This window comes from Mycobacterium angelicum, from assembly GCF_002086155.1.
In the GTDB taxonomy this organism is placed as follows: Bacteria; Actinomycetota; Actinomycetes; order Mycobacteriales; family Mycobacteriaceae; genus Mycobacterium; species Mycobacterium angelicum.
In genome coordinates, this window is sequence record NZ_MVHE01000003.1 from 119,975 (window position 1) to 138,904 (window position 18,930).

The window sequence follows — 18,930 nt, forward strand, 5'->3', positions numbered from 1 at the left end:
CATGGCGGATCGCCCGGAGCTTCCCGATAACGACGTGCAATGGCGTTCAGCGGGCGATCGGATCCAGACGCTGCTGGATGCCTGCGCCGCGAACGGGACGGCCGCCTACGACCGCGCGCAACAGCTGGTCCGCGAGGTGGTCGGACTGTATGGGGCTGGGCTGCAGCGGATCATGGAGCTGGCTGACGCTCCTGGCGTAGCCGAGCGGCTGGCCACCGACGACCTGGTGGCCAGCCTGCTCTTGGTGCACGGCCTGCACCCGCACGACGTGCACCGGCGGGTTTGCGACGCGCTGGACCGGGTGCGGCCCTACCTGGGCTCGCACGGCGGCGACGTTGAGCTATTGGAGGTGACCCACGACGGCACTGTGCGACTGGCCTTCAAGGGCAGCTGCAAGAGCTGCCCGTCCTCGGCGGTGACGCTGGAACTGGCGGTGGAAGACGCCGTGCGGGCGGCCGCCCCGGAAGTCACCTCGATCGAGGTGCGGTCCCAGCCCGATACGAATGTGATTCGCCCGGAATCCCTGTTGTCGCGTGTGCATTCGAATGGTCACGGGTCAAGCAGCTGGCACCCGGTCCCCGAGCTGGCCGACCTGGGACCCGGTGAAGTCGCGGGGTTCCTGGTGGCGGGAACTGCGCTACTGGTCTGCCGGGTCGGTGCCCAGACACTGGTTTACCGGGACCACTGCCCGGTGTGCGACGACTCGCTTGCCGGCGCCACACTGCACGCCGCGATGCTGCAATGTCCGCGCTGCCACACCGATTTCGACGTCGTGCGGGCAGGCGCCGGCCCGGATGGGGCGCGTCTTGAGCCGGTCCCACTGCTGGCGCGCGACGGTGTGCCATCGGTGGCACTGCACGCCACGGGGGTGCCGGCATGACGACTCCCTACGACGTGCTGAGCCGCATTCAAACCAACCGGCGCCCTCCCGAGCCGGCCGGCGAGCGGTGTGAGATGTGTTCGGAGTCAATCGCCGAGGAGCATCAGCACGTCGTCAATGTGGCCGCCCGGCAGCTGATGTGCGTATGCCGTGCCTGCTATCTGTTGTTCACCGACTCCAGCGCCGAACTGCGCTATCGGGCGGTGCCCGACCGGTATCTGGCGCTGCGCGACTTCGCACTGGACCGCCGCGGCTGGGAGGCACTGCAGATCCCGGTGGGTGTGGCCTTCTTCTTCACCAACTCGGCGCTGCAGCGCACCGTCGCCTTCTACCCCGGCCCGGCCGGCGCGACGGAATCCGAACTGGACCTGGACGCCTGGAACGCGATCGCCGCCGACCCCCGGGTGGCGTTGCTGGCCGACGACGTCGAGGCGTTACTGGTCCGGGTGCCCGAAGACGACGAATTAGCTCAGCCGCAAACGTATCTCGTTCCCATCGACGCCTGCTATGAGTTCGTCGGACGCTTGCGGATGCTGTGGCGCGGTTTCGACGGCGGCCAGCAGGCGCGTGAGTTCATCGACGGTTTCTTCGCGCAGATCGCTGCGCGTGCCCGGGAGACTCCGCGATGACCGGCGAGCCGCTGCAGGTCAGCTTCAGGGTTTTGGACGTAGCACCCGAGCCCTACTCCGTCACTCCGGTGCTCATGGCCCGAATCCGCGTCAGTACCGATACCGACGAGCCGGTGCACGCCATCGCGTTGCGCTGCCAGGTCCGCATTGAGCCCCTGCGGCGGTCCTATTCCGACGAGGAGGCCGCCGGATTGGTCGACCTGTTCGGAACGCGGGACCGCTGGGCGAGCACCCAGCGCACCTTCCTGTGGCAGCACTGCACCGCGATGGTGCCGGGCTTCGTCGGCGATACTCCGGTCGCACTGCCATTGGAGTGCAGCTACGACTTCGAGGTGGCCGCGGCCAAGTACCTGCACGCGCTGCGCGACGGTACCCTGCCCCTCCAATTCCTGTTCAGCGGGACCATTTTCGTCAAGTCCGAGCGGGGATTCTCGGTGCAGCAGGTGTCCTGGGACTGCGAGGACCGCTACGACATGCCGGTCGCGGTATGGCGGCAATTGATCGCCCAGCACTACCCGAACACCGGCTGGGTACGCCTGCGCCACGAAACCGTCACCGCGCTGGCCGGCTACAAGTCGGCACACGGGATGCTCGACCTCGACGATGCCGTCACCGCGCTGCTGGCCACCGCATCCGAGGAGGCGCCGCGGTGACATCCAAGACAGCGCTCACCTCGAGCTGGAGCCACGCCCGCGCCGTCGCCGACGCGGTGCTCTACGAAGGCTACCTGCTCTACCCGTATCGCGGCACCTCGACCAAAAACCAATCTCGTTGGCAATTCGGCGTTTTGGGTCCTCCTGGTGCTGCCGAAGCCGGGCTTGGCGAAGACGACACGCTGGCCGCCCAATTTCTGGTCGACGGGGGCAAGGCGATCACCGTGGTGCTGCGGTTTCTGCACTTGCAGCACCGCCGCGCGGAACGTGAACGCAGCGGTGGCCTGGCCGGCTTCGAACCGGTCGCCGAACTGTCCACGGCGTCGGGGTCCTACCTCACCTGGGACGAAGCCATCGAATGTGAAATACGTTTCGGCCCACTGGAATTCGGGGATGGCGAGCAGCGCTGGACGCTGCCGGTGGCGGCCGCCGCGGGGGTGGAGATCGAACCGGTCGAGGGTGGCCGTCTGGTCCGCGAACGCCGGGAGGTGCGCGGCGAGCTTTCGCTGTGCACCGAACTGGATGGCAATCTGCGCCGCATCTCGTTACGGCTGAGCAACGTCGGCTTCGCCGCGGTCGACAAGAACGATTCCATCGCGCGATCCATGATCGGAGCCCACGTCATCGCCGAAGTTGCCGGCGGCCGGTTCGTCTCACTCCTCGAACCGCAACCCGATGCGGTGACCGCCGTGTCGCGCTGCCGTCAGCACCGCTGCTTCCCCGTGCTGGCCGGCCCGCCCGGCGCAACCGACATGCTGCTCATCTCGCCGATCATTCTCTATGACCATCCCGAGATCGCCGAACAGAGCAACACCGCACTGTACGACTGCACCGAGATCGACGAGATCCTGACCCTGCGCGTGATGACGATGACCGACCAGGAGAAGGCACAGGCACGCGCCACCGATCCGCGCGCGGCCCGGATCATCGACCAGTGCGACGCCATGTCGCCGGATGCGATGGCCCGCCTGCACGGTGTACTGCGCGATCCGCATCGGGTGGCCGGACTGGTCCCCGAGATACCCGAAGGTATCGATTGGTGGGACCCGCTGGCCGACAATGCGGTTCGTCCCGAGATCGACGCCGTGCTGGTCAACGGTGTCCGAGTGGCCAGGGGCAGCCGGGTCCGGCTGCGACCGCGGCGCCACGCCGACGCCCAGGACATCTTCGTCGCCGGCAAGACCGCTCACGTCGCATCGGTGCACGAGGATGTCGAGGGCAACAAGCATGTCGCCGTGACCGTCGACGACGATCCGGCCGCCGAAATGCACGACTGGTACGGGCGTTACCTGTACTTCTCCCCCGACGAAGTCGAACCGCTGGACACAACGGAGCAATCACCACACGAGTAAGGAGTTCGAAATGGAAGTCTTGGGTTGGGTTTTCCTCGTCATCCTCGCCCTGGTCGTCGCGGCGGCACTGGTCATGGGACTGATCTCCATCCCCGATGCCCGTCGCTACCTGAGGCTGCGGCGCATGTAGGTTGCCAGGGCACAGGCAACTCCATGACAGCGCGCATTCTGGTGGCCGGAATCGGCAACATCTTCCTCGGCGACGACGGTTTCGGCTCCGAGGTGGTCCGCCACGCCGAGCTCCCGCAAGCCGGTGTGCGGGTCATCGACTACGGCATCCGCGGCATGCACCTGGCCTACGACCTGTTGGAGGAATGGGACACGCTGGTCCTCGTGGACGCGGTACCAAGCCGCGGTAACCCGGGCACCTTGCACGTGTTCCAGGCCGACCACGAATCCGGTTGCCGTACAGCCGGTCTGGACGGCCACAGCATGGATCCCGAGACGGTGTTCGCCAGCTTACGGGCGCTGGGCGGTGAGCCGCCCTACACTGTCGTCGTCGGGTGCGAGGCGGGCAGCGTCGAGGAGGGCATCGGCCTCACCGAGCCCGTCGCAAAAGCCGTCCCGCGGGCCGTACGGGCGGTGGAGAAGATCGTCGCCGCCCTGGGCGAGGAAGGCTGAAACCATGTGTCTGGGTATACCTGGTCAAGTGATCGGGATGCTCGACGGTTACCACGGGCAACTGGCACTCGTCGACGTGGCCGGCGAGCCGCGCAAGGTCAACGTGGGCATGTTGCCCGACGAGACGTTCGTCGCCGGCGACTGGGTGATCATCCACATGGGATTCGTGGTGGAGAAGACCGACCGGGCCGGCGCCGAACAGGCGCTGGCAGGGCTTCAGCTGATGGGCCGGGGCGATACATGACCACCAGCCCCCTGACACTGCCGTCCGGCGCCGTCCGGCAACGCTTCACCGTGACCGGTGTCGTGCAGGGGGTTGGTTTTCGCCCGTTCGTACACCGGATCGCCACCGATCTGGGTTTGGCCGGCTTCGTCGGCAACGATTCCGGCGCAGTCTTTCTCGAGGTACAGGGCGACGCGATGCGGGTGCACGAGTTCGGCCGCCGGCTGCGGGCCGAGGCCCCGCCGCTGGCGCACATCACTGCTGTCTCGGTAACCGACGTGGCTGCCGAGGCCGCCTGCGCCCCCCGGTTCACTATCGTGGCCAGCCGGGCGGTTTCGGGTGCCCGGTTAGCCAAGACACCGATCCCGCCTGACGTCGCGGTGTGCGACGAGTGCGTCGCCGAACTGTTCGACCCGTTCGATCGGCGCTACCGCCACCCGTTTGTGACCTGCACCAATTGCGGGCCGCGGTTCACCATCATCCGGGCATTGCCCTATGACCGCCCCGGCACCACCATGGCGGAATTCGCCATGTGCCCACGGTGCGCGGGCGAATACCACGATCCGGCCGATCGCCGATTCCATGCGCAGCCGATAGCCTGCCCGGACTGCGGGCCGTCGCTATGGTTCAGTTCGCCCGCCGGACGGGTCGACGGTTCCGATGCCGCGTTGGCAGCCGCCCAGCGGGCGCTGGCGGCGGGTGCCGTGGTCGCCGTCAAGGGAATCGGCGGTTACCACCTGGCCTGCTTGACTCACGACGAGGCTGCCGTCGGCGCGCTGCGATCCAGAAAGGCGCGGGGGGCCAAACCTTTTGCCATGCTGGTCCGCGACCTGGATGTGGCCCGCCGCTACGCCTACATCGACGAAACCGAGGCCGCTGTGCTGTCGGGGCCGGCCCGGCCGATCGTGTTGCTGCGGCGGCGCCCGGATCCGTCTGTGGCCGCAGGCGTTGCGCCGGGCAGCCCACTGCTCGGGCTGATGCTGCCCTACTCCCCCATCCATCACCTGCTGCTCGCCCCGGTGCCCGGCGCCCGCGCACCCGTCCCCGATGCATTGGTGCTGACCAGTGCCAACCGGTCCGACGAGCCGATCTGCTTCTCCGAAGAGGACGCGCGGCAACGACTTCCACGGTTGCGCGATGCCGTCCTCGACCACGACCGGCCCATCCACGTGCCGTGCGACGACTCGGTGGTGCGGGTGACCGAGGGACGGGAACTGCCGATCCGCCGTTCTCGCGGCTATGCCCCCCTCCCGGTCGATCTCGGGCGGAATGGCCCGGCCGTACTGGCGGTGGGTGCGGAATTGAAGAACACCTGCTGCCTCACCGACGGCTCGCGCGCCTACCTGTCCGGGCACATCGGCGACATGGCCACCTGGGAGACGTTGCGCGCATTCGAGCGTGCGGTCGACCAGCTCAGCGAAATACGGGGCGAGCCATCGCGAATGGCCGCCGACCTGCATCCGGGCTACCACACCCGCAACTGGGCCGAGCGCCACACCCAGGATGCGCCGCTGGATCTCATTCAGCACCACCACGCCCACGTGGTGTCACTGCTGGCCGAGCACGGGCGCCTCGGCGAGCCGATCATCGGAGTCGCATTCGACGGCACCGGCTACGGCTGCGACGAAACGATCTGGGGCGGTGAGATTCTCGCGCTCGGCTGCGACAGCCAGCGGTTCACCCGGGTCGGGCACTTGCTGCCGGTGCCGTTGCCCGGTGGTGACGCCGCGGTGCGCAACCCATGGCGAATGGCCCTGTCTCAATTGTGGCTGGCCGGTGTCGACTGGGCGCCGGATCTGGCGCCGGTCGCCGCCGCGGCGCCGGAGGAATTGCGGTTCACCCGTTCGCAATTGGAGAGCGGCACGGGCTGTGTGCCGTGTTCGAGCATGGGCCGGCTCTTCGACGCCGTGTCCTCGCTGCTGGGGGTGCGACACCGGATCGACTACGAGGGCCAGGCCGCCATCGAACTCGAGGCGCTGGCCGAAACGGCTTCGGCCGGCATTCCGCTGCGGTTCGGGGTGGGCGCGGACGGGGTGATCGACCCGCGCCCGTTAGTGCGGGAACTGGTGTCGGGGCTGCGCGCCGGAGCGCAACCTGCGGCGCTGGCCGCAGGCTTTCATCAGGCGGTGGCCGTCGCTGTCGCTGACGCGGTCGAACTGGTGGCCGGTCAGGTGCGGCTGGTGGGGTTGACCGGCGGGGTGTTCCAGAACGTTCTACTGCTGCGTTTGTGCCGAAAGCAATTGCAGCTGGCCGGTTTTGAGGTGCTGACCCATCACCTGGTGCCGCCGAACGACGGCGGGTTGGCGCTGGGTCAGGCGGCTGTCTGCATGCTGACCGCGCTGGAAGGGGGCTGAGACGATGACGACCACCGCAATCGACCGTGGCCTGGCCGCAGATCTCACGGCCTATCTGGCGACCACGGCGTTGACGTTGGCCAAACGCTTCGCCGCGGGCGCCACCATGTGGTCCATCGCGCCGTCGTGGGAACCGCATGCCCAGCACATCGCCGTCGAATTCGTGCATCCGGTGATCATGGGTAAGCGGGCACTGCCCGCGGTGGCACTGACCGGCCCCGACCTCGTAGACCTGGTGCGGGTGTCGGTGCGGCCCAACGACATCGTGGTTGCGGTCTCGGGTGCAGATCAGCCCGAAGTGCGCTCGGTTATGCGCCGCGCCCCCGCCTGGGGTGCCACCACGATCTGGATCGGCAGCGGTGAACGTCCTGCCGCCGGCATGGCAGACCACGTACTCTGGCTCGACGACCCCGATCCGCGGGTGCCCGCCACGGGCGGCTTCGTGCTGTTCTATCACCTGCTGTGGGAGTTGACGCACGTGTGCTTCGAGCACTCGGGCCTACTCAAACCGGAATGCGCCGAAGATGTCTGCGTGACCTGTAGCGACGAAGGCCGGCTTGGTGAGGTGGTCAGCGCCGGCGCCGACGGGACGGCCACCGTACGCACCGCCCGCGGCGTCGAGACCGTGGTGACGACGCTGGTGGGCGCCGTCGCCATTGGCGACCTCGTGTTAGTACACGCCGGCACGGCGATCAGCCGCCATCAGGAGGACCTGTGACTACCGACGAACCGACCAACTTCCTCTATCCGTTCATCGACTCCCAGGAGGACGACGCGGGATCGCTACTGGCCGACCTGGCCGCGTCGGCACAGGCCAAAGCCGCCGAGAGCCTGGCGCTTCGGCGCGCCACGCTGGAGGCCAACAGCGGACTGCTGGACCGGGCCGCCACCGAGATGGCGCGCCGCGTCGCCGCAGGCGGCCGGCTGTTCACCTTTGGAAACGGCGGCAGTTGTACCGATTCGGCCACGCTGGCGCGCCTGTTCGCACGGCCCCCGATGGGACAGCCGCTGGCGGCCTGGTCACTGACCACCGATCAGGCGATCATCACCGCACTGGGCAACGACGTGGGTTTCGACCTCGTATTCGCCCGCCAGCTGATCGCCCGCGCGACGGCCGGTGACATCGCGATCGCGATGTCGACAAGCGGCAACTCCCCCAATTTGCTTGCCGCGCTGGCCGAGGCTCGCCAGCGGGATATGTACACCGTCGGCTTCGCCGGATACGACGGCGGCGCTTTTGCCGACAACCCTAATGTGGACGCCTGCTTCGTGGTTCGGTCGCAAAGCGTGCACCGGATTCAGGAATCCCAAGCCCTGCTGGGTTATCGGCTGTGGCTGGCCGTCCATGAACGCCTGGGCGATCAAGGCGTGGGGGCGCAATGAGCACCGGTGAATACCTGTCCTCGGGGCCGCGGTTCGCCGAGGGTGAGGTGATCGAGCGGATCGAGTCGTTCCGCCGGCGCCGTCCCCGGTTGCTGGACGACCACATCACGCTGGCCCACGGCGCCGGCGGAAAAGCCTCGGCGGCACTGGTCGACGCGGTGTTCATGGAGGCGTTCACCAATCCGATGCTGGAGCCGCTCGGCGACGCCGCGGTGCTCACCTTGCCCAGCGGGGAACGAATCGCGATGTCGACCGATTCATTTGTGGTGCAGCCCAGGCGTTTTCCCGGCGGCTGCCTGGGCGAACTCGCCGTGCACGGAACGTGCAACGACCTGGCCATGGCCGGTGCGGTGCCGTCCTGGATCTCGGCGGCGTTCGTGCTCGAAGAAGGCTTCCCGATCGCCGAACTGAAGGAGATCGTGGCCGATATGGCGGCCGCGGCCGCCACCGCCGGCGTCGCAATCGTCACCGGCGACACCAAGGTGGTGCCCAGAGGTGCGGCCGACGGCCTGTTCATCACCACCACCGGAACCGGCGTGATCCCCTTGGGACGGCGCTTGTCGGCGCAGTCGGTGCGTACCGGGGACAAGGTGCTGTTGTCGGGTTCGATGGGTGATCACGGCATGGCCGTGATGCTGGCCCGCGGCGACCTTGCCATCGAGGCCGACATCGAGTCCGACACCGCCAGCCTGAGCCCGCTGGTGGAACTGCTCATGGCCGCCGCACCGTCCACCCGCTGGCTGCGCGATGCCACCCGGGGCGGCGTGGGCACGGTGTGCAACGAGCTGGCGCAGTCGTGCGGACTGGGGGTGCTGCTAGAGGAGGAGCGAATCCCGTTGCAGCCCAAGGTGAATGGCGCGTGCGAACTACTCGGCATCGATCCGCTGTACGTCGCCAACGAGGGCAAGTTCGTCGCCGTCGTCGCACCCGACGAGACCGAAGCGGGCCTGGCCGCGTTGCGGTCGCATCCACTGGGCGCCAATGCGGCCGAAGTGGGCGAAATCGTCACCGAGCCCGCGCAAGGCGTCGTGCTGCGTACTGGATTCGGCGGTACCCGAATCGTCGACATGCTCGTCGGCGACCCACTGCCCCGGATTTGCTGAGGGAAAGGAGCATCGGATGTGTCTGGGCATTCCCGGCCGGATTGTTGAAATCACCGATCCCGCAAACTATTTGGCCAAGGTCGACGTCAGCGGTGTGCAACGCACCATCAGTGTGCGGCTGCTGGACGACGACATGCCCGAGCCCGACGACTGGGTGCTGGTCCACGTCGGCTTCGCGATGGCCAAGATCGACGAGACCGAGGCGCTGCTCACCCTGGCCGCCGTCAAGAAGTTGGGCGAGGCGTACACCACCGAAATGGAAGCTTTCGATTCGTCCGCGATTGTGTGAGGAGCGACAATGAAATTCGTCGACGAATTCCGTGACCCGGCGGCGGCCCGCAAGCTATTGGTTGCGATCGAGAACCTCGCCGGCAACGACGAGCATTTCAAGTTCATGGAAGTGTGCGGCGGCCACACGCACACCATCTATAGGCACGGCATCGAACACCTGCTGCCCGACAACGTCGAGCTGGTGCACGGCCCGGGCTGCCCGGTCTGCGTGATCCCGATGGGCCGCATCGACGACGCCATGTGGCTGGCGGCGCAGCCCGGGGTCATCTTCACCTGCTTCGGCGACATGATGCGGGTACCCGGTTCGCACGGCAGCCTGCTGGACGCCAAGGCCCGCGGCGCCGACGTGCGGTTCGTGTACTCACCGCTGGATGCGCTCAAGATCGCCCAGGACAACCCGGACAAAAAGGTGGTGTTCTTCGCCATCGGCTTCGAGACCACCGCGCCCTCGACGGCGGTGACGCTGGTACGGGCACGCGACCTGGCGCTGTCCAATTTCAGCGTGTTCTGCAATCACGTGACGATCGTGCCGCCGATCAAGGCCATCCTGGAATCCCCGGACCTGCGGCTGTCCGGGTTCATCGGGCCCGGCCACGTGTCGACGGTGGTGGGCAACCGGCCCTACCGGTTCGTGCCGCAGGTATACCGAAAGCCGTTGGTGGTATCCGGTTTTGAGCCACTGGACATCCTGGCTTCGGTGGCAATGCTGTTGCGCCAGATCCGCGAGGGCCGCTGCGAGGTGGAAAACCAGTACAAGCGCGTGGTGCCCGAGCACGGCAACCCCGCGGCGCTGGCGCTGATGGGCAAGGTATTCGCGTTGCGCCCGCACTTCGAATGGCGCGGGCTGGGATTCATCTCGCACAGCGCGCTGCGGCTACACGACGACTTCGCGGAATTCGACGCCGAACTGCGGTTCGCGATGCCCGGCGTGCGGGTCGCCGACCCGAAGGCATGCCAGTGCGGTGAGGTGCTCAAGGGCGTGCTAAAGCCCTGGGAATGCAAGGTTTTCGGCACCGCATGCACCCCGGAGACGCCGATCGGGACCTGCATGGTGTCCCCCGAGGGGGCGTGTGCGGCCTACTACAACTTTGGCCGCATGCACCGTGATGCGGCCAAACTCGTGGGGCAATCCGGGCGGGTGTGAGGAGTTGGCCGGCCCGGACACTCGCGGTGTCGAGATGTTCGCCCGCTACGCCTATGCGCCCAACGCCCTTGGCTTTTGCGGTCCGCCGCTGGGTGCCACGTTGCGCGACGGCTCGGTCGACGAGGTTCGCCGCGCGGCGACGAAGTTCTCCGGCGCCTGGCCGTATCTGCGGGTGCTTTCGGCGTTGACCGGTATCACCGACCCATTGGATTACCGCCTGGTGGAGTCGTATTGGCTGGGCGGCGGTGTGGGCGCCACCCTCGATCCGGAGCCGTTCTTGCACGAACTGCTGGCGATCATCGGTCCGCAGGCCGGCAGCTATTGGTCGCATCTAACCGCCGAGCTGACGGGTGAGGCGGCCGCCAACCATTGCTTCCACGTTTTCGGGGTGTATCCGTGGACGCGCTTCCTGAGCCGCGGCATCCACGAACAGCCGCTGCACGTGCTCGACAATTGCCGGATCACTTGGGGGACAGTGGTTTCGCGCGACGGCGACAGCATCGAAGTGTCCTGCCGAAAGCTGGTCTGGGATGGCGGTGTCCTCGCACTGTCCGAACCCGCGACCCGCGTTGTCGACGTGTGGGCCGACGGGTACAGCGCGGTGCCCGACGTGGCCGTCGGCGACGACGTCGCAATGCACTGGGGACGGCTGTGCGGCCGGCTGCACCCGGGACAGCTGCGCTCGCTGGCCGCGAGCACCGACCGGCAACTGCGCGTCACCAGCCGGCGGCTCGCTCACGTGTAGTCTCGTGCCACACTGGCCGTCATGGCCGGTTCGATCCGCGACGTACTGCCCGCAGCGGCGGCCCTGCTCGGGGTTCCCGGCGCGGTCGACACCCTGGACCTGGTGCCGCAGTTCGGCCGCGTCGACCGGGTAGCGGTCCTGCTCGTCGACGCCATGGGCTGGCATCTGCTACCGGAATTGGCGGGCGATGCACCGCTGCTGGCTTCGGTCCTGACCGGTGGCGTCGGCCGGCTGGCCCAACTGGCCTGTACCTTCCCGTCAACGACACCGACCAGTCTGGTGTCGCTGGGAACCGGCGCGTCACCCGGCGAGCACGGCATCCTCGGGTTCACCGTCAACATCCCCGGCACCGACCGGGTGCTCAGCCACGTACGCTGGCGCGACGACCCGCCGCATCGTCAATGGCAGCCATTGCCAACATGGTTCGAGCGGCTTACGCAAGCCGGGGTCGGGGCTCGCGCCGTGCTGCCGGCGTGGTTCATCGGCAGCGGGCTGACCGAAGCCGCCTATGGGGGTGCCCACTTTCGGCCGGTGAACGCCAACGACGACTATGCCCAGCAGATGATCGACGAACTACGCGCGGCTCCGGGGCTGGTCTACGGGTATGTCGCCGAACTGGACACCGCGGCTCATGTGTTCGGGATCGGGTCGACTCAGTGGCATGACGCGGCGGCCTACGTCGACACGCTGCTGACCCGCCTGGTCGAAGCGCTGCCCGCCGGTGCGGCGCTGGTGGTGACAGCCGACCACGGCGGCCTCAACGTCCCGCCGAACGCGCGCATCGACCTCGACGCCGACCGGCGGCTAACGGCGGGCGTCCGCGTCGTCGCCGGCGAACCGCGCGTACGTTACCTGCACACTCAACCGGGCGCTGTTGCCGATGTGCTGGCCACCTGGCGCGAAGTGCTGGGCGGCGCGGCGGACGTCCACACTCGCGAGGAGGCGGTGGCCACCGGGATGTTCGGGCCGATGAACCCGCTGCATCTGCCCCGGATCGGCGACGTCGTGGTCACCTGCACCGGCGACGCGGCGGTACTGGCCACGGGCCACGAGCCACCGGAAACCGCTCGTCTCATCGGCTTTCACGGTGCGTCCACCGCGGCCGAGATGGCCATACCCCTGATCACCTTCCAGGGCTGAGGGCCGGCTGCGAAAGGGCGGCTGCGAAGAAATTCGCAAATTTGCTCCTGCAAATGGATTGCATCTGGGTGAGCACTGTAGTTACGTGGACGTTATAAGAAGTTTTTCTGAACATTGAGGGGACGTTCGGTGGCCGGTCCTTGGGTTGGCCGAAAAGTGCACAGTCCCGCCCGCGCCCGCCGGCTGGACCGCGTGCAGCCGCGGCCGCCACCGCACCGCTGCGGGTTCGACCACATATTGGCCTGATTCCTTGCGCCACAACCAATTCCACGCACGTCGACGACTGAACGTCGTGTGTCATACCCGCATGCCCCGGGCACGGTCGCGGCACCCGCTCATGCCGTTCGCCCGCGTCAGCCGAAAGGACCGCACCATGGACTACGCAACACTTTCCCCAGAAGTCAACTCCGCCCGCATGTATGCCGGCCCCGGCGCCGGCACGCTACTGGCCGCCGCGCTGTCCTGGGATGGCCTGGCCGCCGAGTTATCCTCGGCCGCAAGCGATTACGGTTTGGCAATCGCCGACATGGCGAGTGGGCCGTGGCGGGGGCCCGCCTCGGCCGCCATGGCGGGCGCCGCCGCCCCGTATGTGGGGTGGCTGCGGACCACCGCAGCGCAGGCGCTGCGGGCCGCGGGCCAGGCCAAGGCGGCCGCGGGGGCCTATGCGGCCGCATTCGCCATGACCGTGCCCCCACCGGTGATCGCTACCAATCGGGCACTGCTGGCGTCGCTGGTCGCCACCAACCTGTTCGGGCAGAACACCCCGGCGATCGCGGCCACCGAGGCGCAGTATGGCGAGATGTGGGCCCAGGATGCCGCCGCCATGTACGGCTACGCAGCGTCTTCGGCGGCGGCATCGCGGTTGACGCCGTTCGGTACGCCGCCGCCCACCACCGGCGCCCAGGCCGCGGCCCTGTCCCAGCTGAGCACCAATTCCGGCATCCCAGATGCACTTTCGCAGTTCACGTCCGCGGTTCCGACCGCACTGCAGGGGCTCGCGTCGCCCGCTGGGGCATTAGGGCTGCAGGGGACGGCGATGGTGGACTGGTTCGGCATGACCGGGGCTGACCTGTCCACTCCGGCGGGGCTGCTCAACTTCCTCACCGGCTCCGACGGCTCGCCATTGGGCGGCGCCCTGAGCAGTGTCGGGTTCAACATCCTTTCCTCCGGGTTTTACACGCCGGGTAACTTCCTCGGCACGCTGGCCGATGCGGTGAGCATGCAGGGCGAGGCGGCCGAAGCGGCCGCGGCCGCCGCCGGCAGCGCCGCAAGCGACCTCGGCGCGTCGGTGGGCGGGATCGGCGGGGCGATGTCAGCCGGCGTGGGCAACGCCGCCTCGATCGGTTCGTTGTCGGTGCCGTCCGCCTGGACGGGGACATCGCCGCTGGGAGCAGTCGCGTCGGCGCTGCCGAACGCCGGCGCGGGGGCCACCACGGTCACCGAGGCGCCGTCAAGCATGCTCGGCGGGCTGCCCCTCAGTGGCCTGCCCGGACGTGGCTTCAGCGAGGCACCCCGCTACGGGTTCCGGCCCACCGTGGTGGTCCACCCGCCCGCCGCCGGATGAGCTACAGCGGAGTGACGTAGGCAGAGCTGATGCCGCCGTCGACCAAGAAGGTCGACGCGGTGATGAACGACGCGTCGTCACTGGCCAAAAATGCTACCGCGGCGGCGATTTCGTCCGGTTCGGCGAATCGGCCCAGCGGCACGTGCACCAGCCGGCGGGCGGCGCGTTCGGGGTCCTTGGCGAAAAGCTCCTGCAGCAGTGGGGTGTTGACCGGACCGGGACACAGGGCGTTGACGCGGATGCCCTGCCGGGCGAACTGCACGCCCAGCTCGCGCGACATGGCCAGCACCCCGCCCTTGGAAGCGGTGTAGGAGATCTGCGATGTCGCCGAACCCAGCACCGCAACGAACGATGCCGTATTGATGATCGAGCCCTTGCCGGCTGGCACCATGTGCCGCAGCGCGGCGCGGCAGCACAGGTACACCGATTTCAGGTTGATGTCCTGAACCCGTTGCCACGCCGGCAGTTCGGTGTTCTCGATCAGGTCGTCCTCCGGCGGCGAAATGCCGGCGTTGTTGAACGCGATGTCGACCGAACCGTAAGTCTGCGCGGCTGTGTCGAACAACGCGTTGACCGCCGCTTCGTCGGAAACATCAACCGGCACAAACAATCCGGAGAGTTCGTCCGCGGCCGCCGCGCCGGCCTGTGCGTCGATGTCGCCGACGACGATCCTCGCCCCTTCGGCCCGCATCCGGCGACCGGCCGCCAGGCCGATGCCGCTGCCGCCGCCGGTGATGACCGCCACCCGGCCCGCCAGCCGTCGGGTCAGGTCCGTCACTGCGCCTCCTCCTGGATTGCGATGAACACATTCTTGGTTTCGGTGAACTGCAGCGGCGCATCGGGCCCCAGCTCACGGCCCAAACCCGACTGCTTGAAGCCGCCGAACGGCGTGTTGAACCGCACCGAGGAGTGCGAATTCACCGACAGGTTGCCCGCTTCGATCGCGCGCGACACCCGTAGTGCGCGCGACAGGTCGTTGGTCCAGATCGATCCGGACAGACCGTATTCGGTGTCGTTCGCCAGCGCGATGGCGTCGGCCTCGTCGTCGAATCTGAGCACCGTGACCACAGGACCGAAGATCTCCTCGGTGACGGTGCGATCAGCCCGCTCCGGGGCGAGAACCGTCGGCGGGAACCAGAATCCAGGACCCGACGGCGCGCTGCCCCGAAATGCGACGGGCGCACCGTCTGGCACATAGGAGGCCACCCTGTCCCGGTGAGCCGCCGATACCAGTGGGCCCATCTCGGTGTCGCGCGATCCCGGATCGCCCACGGCGACGCTCTTGACGGCTGGCTCCAGCAGTTCCATGAACCGGTCATACACGTTGCGCTGCACCAGGATCCGGCTGCGCGCACAACAGTCCTGGCCCGCATTGTCGAAGACCCCGGCCGGTGCGGTCGCCGCCGCGCGTTCCAGGTCACAGTCGGCGAAGACGATGTTGGCGCTCTTGCCGCCCAATTCCAGCGTCACGCGTTTGACGCGATCCGCCGCCGCGGCCATCACCTGCTTGCCGACGCCGGTGGAGCCGGTGAAGACGATCTTGCGCACATCCGGGTGGGTGACCAACCGCTCCCCCACTACCGAACCCTTACCCGGCAATACCTGCAGCAGGTCTTCGTCCAGCCCGGCATCGACCGCAAGCTCGCACAGCCGCATCGTGGTCAGTGGTGTCCATTCCGCGGGCTTGACCAGCACCGCGTTGCCGGCGGCCAGAGCCGGCGCGATGCCCCACGTCGCGATCACCATCGGGAAGTTCCACGGCGTGATCACCCCGACCACGCCCATCGGCTCGTGGAACGTGACGTCCAGCCCACCGGCCACGGGAATCTGCTTGCCGGACAAGCGTTCCGGGCTGCCCGCATAGAACTGCAACACGTCGCGAACGTTGCCGGCCTCCCACTCGGCCGAGGCGATCGGATGACCGGAATTGGCCACCTCCAGCGCGGCCAGTTCGTCGAGGTGGGCATCGACAGCGGCCGCGAACGCCCGCAGGCCGGCGGCCCGTTCGGCGGGCGACACCCGCGCCCAGCGCCGCTGGGCGGCCCGGGCCCGGCGCACCGCGTCGTCGACGGCGGCGGCATCGGCGTGCTCGACCGTCCGCAGCACCTGTTCGGTGGCGGGGTTGATCAGTTGCGCTGCGCTCATCGGTCCGCGTACGACCGCGCCGCGTCGATCAGCGCGGTGAACAGCCGCAGGTCGTCCAGCGACTTCTCCGGATGCCATTGCACCGCAAGCGCAAACCGGTCCCCGGGCAGTTCGAGCGCCTCGACCACGCCGTCGATATCGCCGGCGCTGACGACCAGGCCGTCGGCGACCTTGTCGATGGCTTGATGGTGGTAGCACGGGACGTCGGCGGACTCGCCGATCAGCGCGGCGACCCGGGTGCCGGGCACGGTGCGGACCGGTAACCGGGTGAACACCCCGTTGCCGGCCCGATGGCCGCTGTGGCCGAGCACGTCGGGCAGGTGCTGATGCAGGGTGCCGCCGAGCGCGACGTTGAGTACCTGCGCACCGCGGCAGATGCCCAGCACCGGCAGCCCGCGGTCCAGCGCGGCCTTCAGCAACGCGAATTCCCAAGCGTCGCGGGCGGTTCGGGGCGGGTCGGTGGCCGGGTGCGGTTGCTGGCCGTAGGCAGCGGGGTCGACGTCGTAACCACCGGTGATCACCAGGGCGTGCAGGCTGTCCAACAGCGATTCGACGATCTCGGGATCCGCGGGCTGTGGCGGCAGCAATACCGCGATCCCGCCGGCCATGCTGACGCCCTCGAAGTAGTCGGCGGGCAGATAGCACGCGGGGACGTCCCAGATTCCGGTCTGCACCTGCTCCAGGTAAGCCGTAAGACCCACCACCGGACGGCGTGCTTCACAGCCGTTCAAAACCACGCATCCTCTCCCAATCGGTGACCGCAGCGTTGAAGGCCGCCAACTCCACGCGCGCGTTGTTCAGGTAGTGCGCGACAACGTCGTCGCCGAACGCCTCGGCCGCCAACTCCGACCTTTCGAACGCCGCTGCGGCGTCGGCGAGCGTGGTTGGCAGCCGCTCGACGTCGGAGGCCTCGTAGGCGTTTCCGGTGTAAGGCTCGGATAGCTGCAGGCCCCGCTCGATACCGTACAGCCCGCCCGCGATCAGCGCCGCCACGGCCAGGTACTGGTTGACGTCCCCGCCGGGCACCCGGCATTCCACCCGGATGCTGCGGCCGTGGCCCACCACCCGCAGCGCGCAGGTGCGGTTGTCAATACCCCACGCCACCGCGGTAGGGGCGAAGCTGCCGTCGGCAAATCGCTTGTAGGAGTTGATGTTCGGTGCGTAGCACAGGGTGAGTTCGTGCAACGTGGCCAGCACTCCGGCGACGAAGCTGCGGAACGTCGCCGACATGCCGTGCGGGCCGCTGTCGTCGGCGAACACCGGTGTACCGTCCTCGCGGCGCAGGGAGAGGTGGATGTGACAGCTATTGCCTTCGCGCTCATCGTATTTCGCCATGAAGGTCAGGCTTTTGCCGTGCTGGTCGGCGATCTCCTTGGCGCCGTTCTTGTAGATGGCGTGGTTGTCGCAAGTGACCAGCGCCTCGTCGTAACGGAACCCGAGCTCCTGCTGGCCCCGGTTGCATTCGCCCTTGATGGCCTCGAGCCGCAGTCCGGCGCCCTGCATACCCAGCCGGATGTCGCGCAGCAGCGGCTCCATTCGTGACGAGCCCGATATCGCGTAGTCGATGTTGTAGTCGGTGGCCGGCGTCAGCCCGCGGTAACCGCTGGCCCAGGCCTGCCGGTAGGGCTGGTCGAAGACGATGAACTCGAGCTCGGTGGCCACGTCGGCGCTCAGTCCACGTTGCGCGAGCCGGTCGAGCTGGCGGCGCAGGATAGTGCGCGGCGATGCGGCGACCGCGCTGCCGTCGCCCCACACCAGATCGGCTATCACCAGGGCGGTGCCGGGCAGCCACGGAACCGGCCGCAGCGTGGTCAGGTCCGGCGTCATCACCATGTCGCCGTAGCCGCTCTGCCAACTCGACATCGCATAGCCGGGCACCGTGTTCATGTCGACGTCGACGGCCAGCAGATAACTGCAGCAATCGACGCCGTGGGCGGCGACTTCGTCGAGGAAGAACCGGCCCGAGATGCGCTTGCCGGCCAGCCGGCCCTGCATGTCGGTGAATGCCACTATGACGGTGTCGATCTCACCGGCGGCGACCAGTTGTTCCAATTCGGGACCGGTCATGCCTGCTAGTCAACCATCCGGTAGCGGTCAACCGCGCGGCCAGAAGCCGGAAAGCTACCAGGCGCTGGTACGCAACACGATCTCGGTGGCGAGCTGGGCCGTCGACTCCTGCGCGTTGCGCCGTCCGGATGGCAGGTCCACCACCCGGTATTCGGCGTAGACGAACCGCTGGCTGTCCTGGGCGATCGCCCGCACGGCCGGCGAGCTCACCAGAACGGTCGTGCTGACCTCGACCGGCGGGCAGTGCGCGTCGCGTACCACGCCGTCGATGTCGGCCACTCGCGGATGCCCGCGGTCGATGGCCACCAGGCCCACGAACCGGCCGACCCTGGTCGCCGCCAGTTCCCAGGCCAGCTCGGCGCCGGCGCGGTCGCCGACCAAAACCGCCCACCCGACGCGCAGCGTGTCGAGGATGCCGATCACCGATTTGGGGGTCAGCCGCGGCTCGGCGCCGATGACGATGGTGCGCAGCGAAGCGGTGTGCAGGCGCTCACAGACCGCGTCGTACGCGGCGAGCGGGCGCTGATCGGCGGCGAGCAAGACCACGACGACACCGTTGTCCGGCCCGGTCACCGCGACCGGGACGGGAAATCCGTCGAGTGTGGTCATCATCGAGGCCACTTACGCAAGCTACCG

Annotated in this window: 21 protein-coding genes; 16 read left to right on the plus strand and 5 right to left on the minus strand. The window is 68.0% G+C overall.

Annotated features, from left to right (window positions below):
- Position 1 precedes the first annotated feature (1 nt).
- From BST12_RS03280 to BST12_RS03350, 16 genes are all read left to right on the plus strand, one after another.
- Positions 2-880 carry a NifU family protein gene (locus tag BST12_RS03280; RefSeq protein WP_083111577.1) on the plus strand — a complete coding sequence of 293 codons (879 nt, stop codon included), beginning with the start codon at positions 2-4 and terminating at the stop codon, positions 878-880.
- A complete protein-coding gene (locus BST12_RS03285) occupies positions 877-1,509 on the plus strand; it encodes a DUF5947 family protein (RefSeq protein ID WP_083111578.1) in 633 nt (210 codons plus the stop codon). The genes BST12_RS03280 and BST12_RS03285 overlap by 4 nt, the downstream gene beginning before the upstream one ends.
- On the plus strand, positions 1,506-2,162 hold the full coding sequence (locus BST12_RS03290; protein WP_083111579.1) for a DUF6084 family protein: 657 nt from the start codon (positions 1,506-1,508) through the stop codon (positions 2,160-2,162). The genes BST12_RS03285 and BST12_RS03290 overlap by 4 nt, the downstream gene beginning before the upstream one ends.
- The gene (locus BST12_RS03295) at positions 2,159-3,514 is read left to right on the plus strand and encodes a hypothetical protein (RefSeq protein WP_083111580.1); all 1,356 of its coding nucleotides are present in this window, start codon (positions 2,159-2,161) and stop codon (positions 3,512-3,514) included. The genes BST12_RS03290 and BST12_RS03295 overlap by 4 nt, the downstream gene beginning before the upstream one ends.
- Positions 3,515-3,524: 10 nt before the next feature.
- On the plus strand, positions 3,525-3,644 hold the full coding sequence (locus BST12_RS34785) for a DUF6893 family small protein (RefSeq protein WP_372510916.1): 120 nt from the start codon (positions 3,525-3,527) through the stop codon (positions 3,642-3,644).
- Positions 3,645-3,667: 23 nt separating this feature from the next.
- On the plus strand, positions 3,668-4,135 hold the full coding sequence (locus tag BST12_RS03300) for a hydrogenase maturation protease (RefSeq protein WP_083111581.1): 468 nt from the start codon (positions 3,668-3,670) through the stop codon (positions 4,133-4,135).
- Positions 4,136-4,139: 4 nt separating this feature from the next.
- The gene (locus BST12_RS03305) at positions 4,140-4,379 is read left to right on the plus strand and encodes a HypC/HybG/HupF family hydrogenase formation chaperone (protein ID WP_083111582.1); all 240 of its coding nucleotides are present in this window, start codon (positions 4,140-4,142) and stop codon (positions 4,377-4,379) included.
- Positions 4,376-6,712, plus strand: a complete 2,337-nt coding sequence (gene hypF, locus BST12_RS03310; RefSeq protein WP_083111583.1) for a carbamoyltransferase HypF — start codon at positions 4,376-4,378, stop codon at positions 6,710-6,712. Before BST12_RS03305 ends, hypF begins: the two co-directional genes overlap by 4 nt.
- A 4-nt stretch (positions 6,713-6,716) precedes the next feature.
- Positions 6,717-7,430: a HypC/HybG/HupF family hydrogenase formation chaperone gene (locus tag BST12_RS03315; protein ID WP_083111584.1), complete on the plus strand. Its 714-nt coding sequence runs from the start codon at positions 6,717-6,719 to the stop codon at positions 7,428-7,430.
- Entirely contained in the window at positions 7,427-8,095 is a 669-nt protein-coding gene (locus BST12_RS03320) for a D-sedoheptulose-7-phosphate isomerase (RefSeq protein WP_083111585.1), read from the plus strand. The genes BST12_RS03315 and BST12_RS03320 overlap by 4 nt, the downstream gene beginning before the upstream one ends.
- A complete protein-coding gene (hypE, locus tag BST12_RS03325) occupies positions 8,092-9,198 on the plus strand; it encodes a hydrogenase expression/formation protein HypE (RefSeq protein ID WP_083111586.1) in 1,107 nt (368 codons plus the stop codon). The genes BST12_RS03320 and hypE overlap by 4 nt, the downstream gene beginning before the upstream one ends.
- A gap of 16 nt (positions 9,199-9,214) precedes the next feature.
- Entirely contained in the window at positions 9,215-9,487 is a 273-nt protein-coding gene (locus tag BST12_RS03330) for a HypC/HybG/HupF family hydrogenase formation chaperone (RefSeq protein WP_083111587.1), read from the plus strand.
- Between the two features lie 9 nt (positions 9,488-9,496).
- Positions 9,497-10,633: a hydrogenase formation protein HypD gene (gene hypD / locus BST12_RS03335; protein ID WP_083111588.1), complete on the plus strand. Its 1,137-nt coding sequence runs from the start codon at positions 9,497-9,499 to the stop codon at positions 10,631-10,633.
- Entirely contained in the window at positions 10,596-11,378 is a 783-nt protein-coding gene (locus BST12_RS03340; RefSeq protein WP_372510918.1) for a DUF6390 family protein, read from the plus strand. Before hypD ends, BST12_RS03340 begins: the two co-directional genes overlap by 38 nt.
- A gap of 21 nt (positions 11,379-11,399) precedes the next feature.
- Positions 11,400-12,518 carry an alkaline phosphatase family protein gene (locus tag BST12_RS03345; protein ID WP_083111589.1) on the plus strand — a complete coding sequence of 373 codons (1,119 nt, stop codon included), beginning with the start codon at positions 11,400-11,402 and terminating at the stop codon, positions 12,516-12,518.
- Positions 12,519-12,891: 373 nt separating this feature from the next.
- Positions 12,892-14,082, plus strand: a complete 1,191-nt coding sequence (locus tag BST12_RS03350) for a PPE family protein (protein WP_083111700.1) — start codon at positions 12,892-12,894, stop codon at positions 14,080-14,082.
- Between the two features lies 1 nt (position 14,083).
- On the opposite strand, the gene BST12_RS03355 is transcribed toward BST12_RS03350, so the two are convergent.
- Genes BST12_RS03355 through BST12_RS03375 form a run of 5 tightly spaced genes read right to left on the minus strand, consistent with a single transcriptional unit; the run spans position 14,084 to position 18,906 of the window.
- Positions 14,084-14,860: a 3-oxoacyl-ACP reductase gene (locus BST12_RS03355; protein ID WP_083111590.1), complete on the minus strand. Its 777-nt coding sequence runs from the start codon at positions 14,858-14,860 to the stop codon at positions 14,084-14,086.
- On the minus strand, positions 14,857-16,227 hold the full coding sequence (locus BST12_RS03360; RefSeq protein WP_083111591.1) for an aldehyde dehydrogenase family protein: 1,371 nt from the start codon (positions 16,225-16,227) through the stop codon (positions 14,857-14,859). Before BST12_RS03360 ends, BST12_RS03355 begins: the two co-directional genes overlap by 4 nt.
- Complete coding sequence (locus BST12_RS03365; RefSeq protein ID WP_083111592.1) at positions 16,224-16,991, minus strand: gamma-glutamyl-gamma-aminobutyrate hydrolase family protein; 768 nt, start codon at positions 16,989-16,991, stop codon at positions 16,224-16,226. The genes BST12_RS03360 and BST12_RS03365 overlap by 4 nt, the downstream gene beginning before the upstream one ends.
- Complete coding sequence (locus BST12_RS03370) at positions 16,945-18,294, minus strand: glutamine synthetase family protein (RefSeq protein WP_083111593.1); 1,350 nt, start codon at positions 18,292-18,294, stop codon at positions 16,945-16,947. Before BST12_RS03370 ends, BST12_RS03365 begins: the two co-directional genes overlap by 47 nt.
- A 54-nt stretch (positions 18,295-18,348) precedes the next feature.
- Positions 18,349-18,906, minus strand: coding sequence for an alpha/beta hydrolase (locus BST12_RS03375; RefSeq protein ID WP_083111594.1), 558 nt, complete (start codon positions 18,904-18,906; stop codon positions 18,349-18,351).
- Positions 18,907-18,930: the final 24 nt, after the last annotated feature.

Bases quoted from the DNA above. Each gene is read 5' to 3' on its own strand.
- BST12_RS03280 (WP_083111577.1), top strand. From the start codon at position 2: ATGGCGGATCGCCCGGAGCTTCCCGATAACGACGTGCAATGGCGTTCA.
- BST12_RS03285 (WP_083111578.1), top strand. From the start codon at position 877: ATGACGACTCCCTACGACGTGCTGAGCCGCATTCAAACCAACCGGCGC.
- BST12_RS03290 (WP_083111579.1), top strand. From the start codon at position 1,506: ATGACCGGCGAGCCGCTGCAGGTCAGCTTCAGGGTTTTGGACGTAGCA.
- BST12_RS34785 (WP_372510916.1), top strand. From the start codon at position 3,525: ATGGAAGTCTTGGGTTGGGTTTTCCTCGTCATCCTCGCCCTGGTCGTC.
- BST12_RS03300 (WP_083111581.1), top strand. From the start codon at position 3,668: ATGACAGCGCGCATTCTGGTGGCCGGAATCGGCAACATCTTCCTCGGC.
- BST12_RS03305 (WP_083111582.1), top strand. From the start codon at position 4,140: ATGTGTCTGGGTATACCTGGTCAAGTGATCGGGATGCTCGACGGTTAC.
- hypF (WP_083111583.1), top strand. From the start codon at position 4,376: ATGACCACCAGCCCCCTGACACTGCCGTCCGGCGCCGTCCGGCAACGC.
- BST12_RS03315 (WP_083111584.1), top strand. From the start codon at position 6,717: ATGACGACCACCGCAATCGACCGTGGCCTGGCCGCAGATCTCACGGCC.
- hypE (WP_083111586.1), top strand. From the start codon at position 8,092: ATGAGCACCGGTGAATACCTGTCCTCGGGGCCGCGGTTCGCCGAGGGT.
- BST12_RS03330 (WP_083111587.1), top strand. From the start codon at position 9,215: ATGTGTCTGGGCATTCCCGGCCGGATTGTTGAAATCACCGATCCCGCA.
- hypD (WP_083111588.1), top strand. From the start codon at position 9,497: ATGAAATTCGTCGACGAATTCCGTGACCCGGCGGCGGCCCGCAAGCTA.
- BST12_RS03340 (WP_372510918.1), top strand. From the start codon at position 10,596: ATGCGGCCAAACTCGTGGGGCAATCCGGGCGGGTGTGAGGAGTTGGCC.
- BST12_RS03345 (WP_083111589.1), top strand. From the start codon at position 11,400: ATGGCCGGTTCGATCCGCGACGTACTGCCCGCAGCGGCGGCCCTGCTC.
- BST12_RS03350 (WP_083111700.1), top strand. From the start codon at position 12,892: ATGGACTACGCAACACTTTCCCCAGAAGTCAACTCCGCCCGCATGTAT.
- BST12_RS03360 (WP_083111591.1), bottom strand. From the start codon at position 16,227: ATGAGCGCAGCGCAACTGATCAACCCCGCCACCGAACAGGTGCTGCGG.
- BST12_RS03370 (WP_083111593.1), bottom strand. From the start codon at position 18,294: ATGACCGGTCCCGAATTGGAACAACTGGTCGCCGCCGGTGAGATCGAC.
- BST12_RS03375 (WP_083111594.1), bottom strand. From the start codon at position 18,906: ATGATGACCACACTCGACGGATTTCCCGTCCCGGTCGCGGTGACCGGG.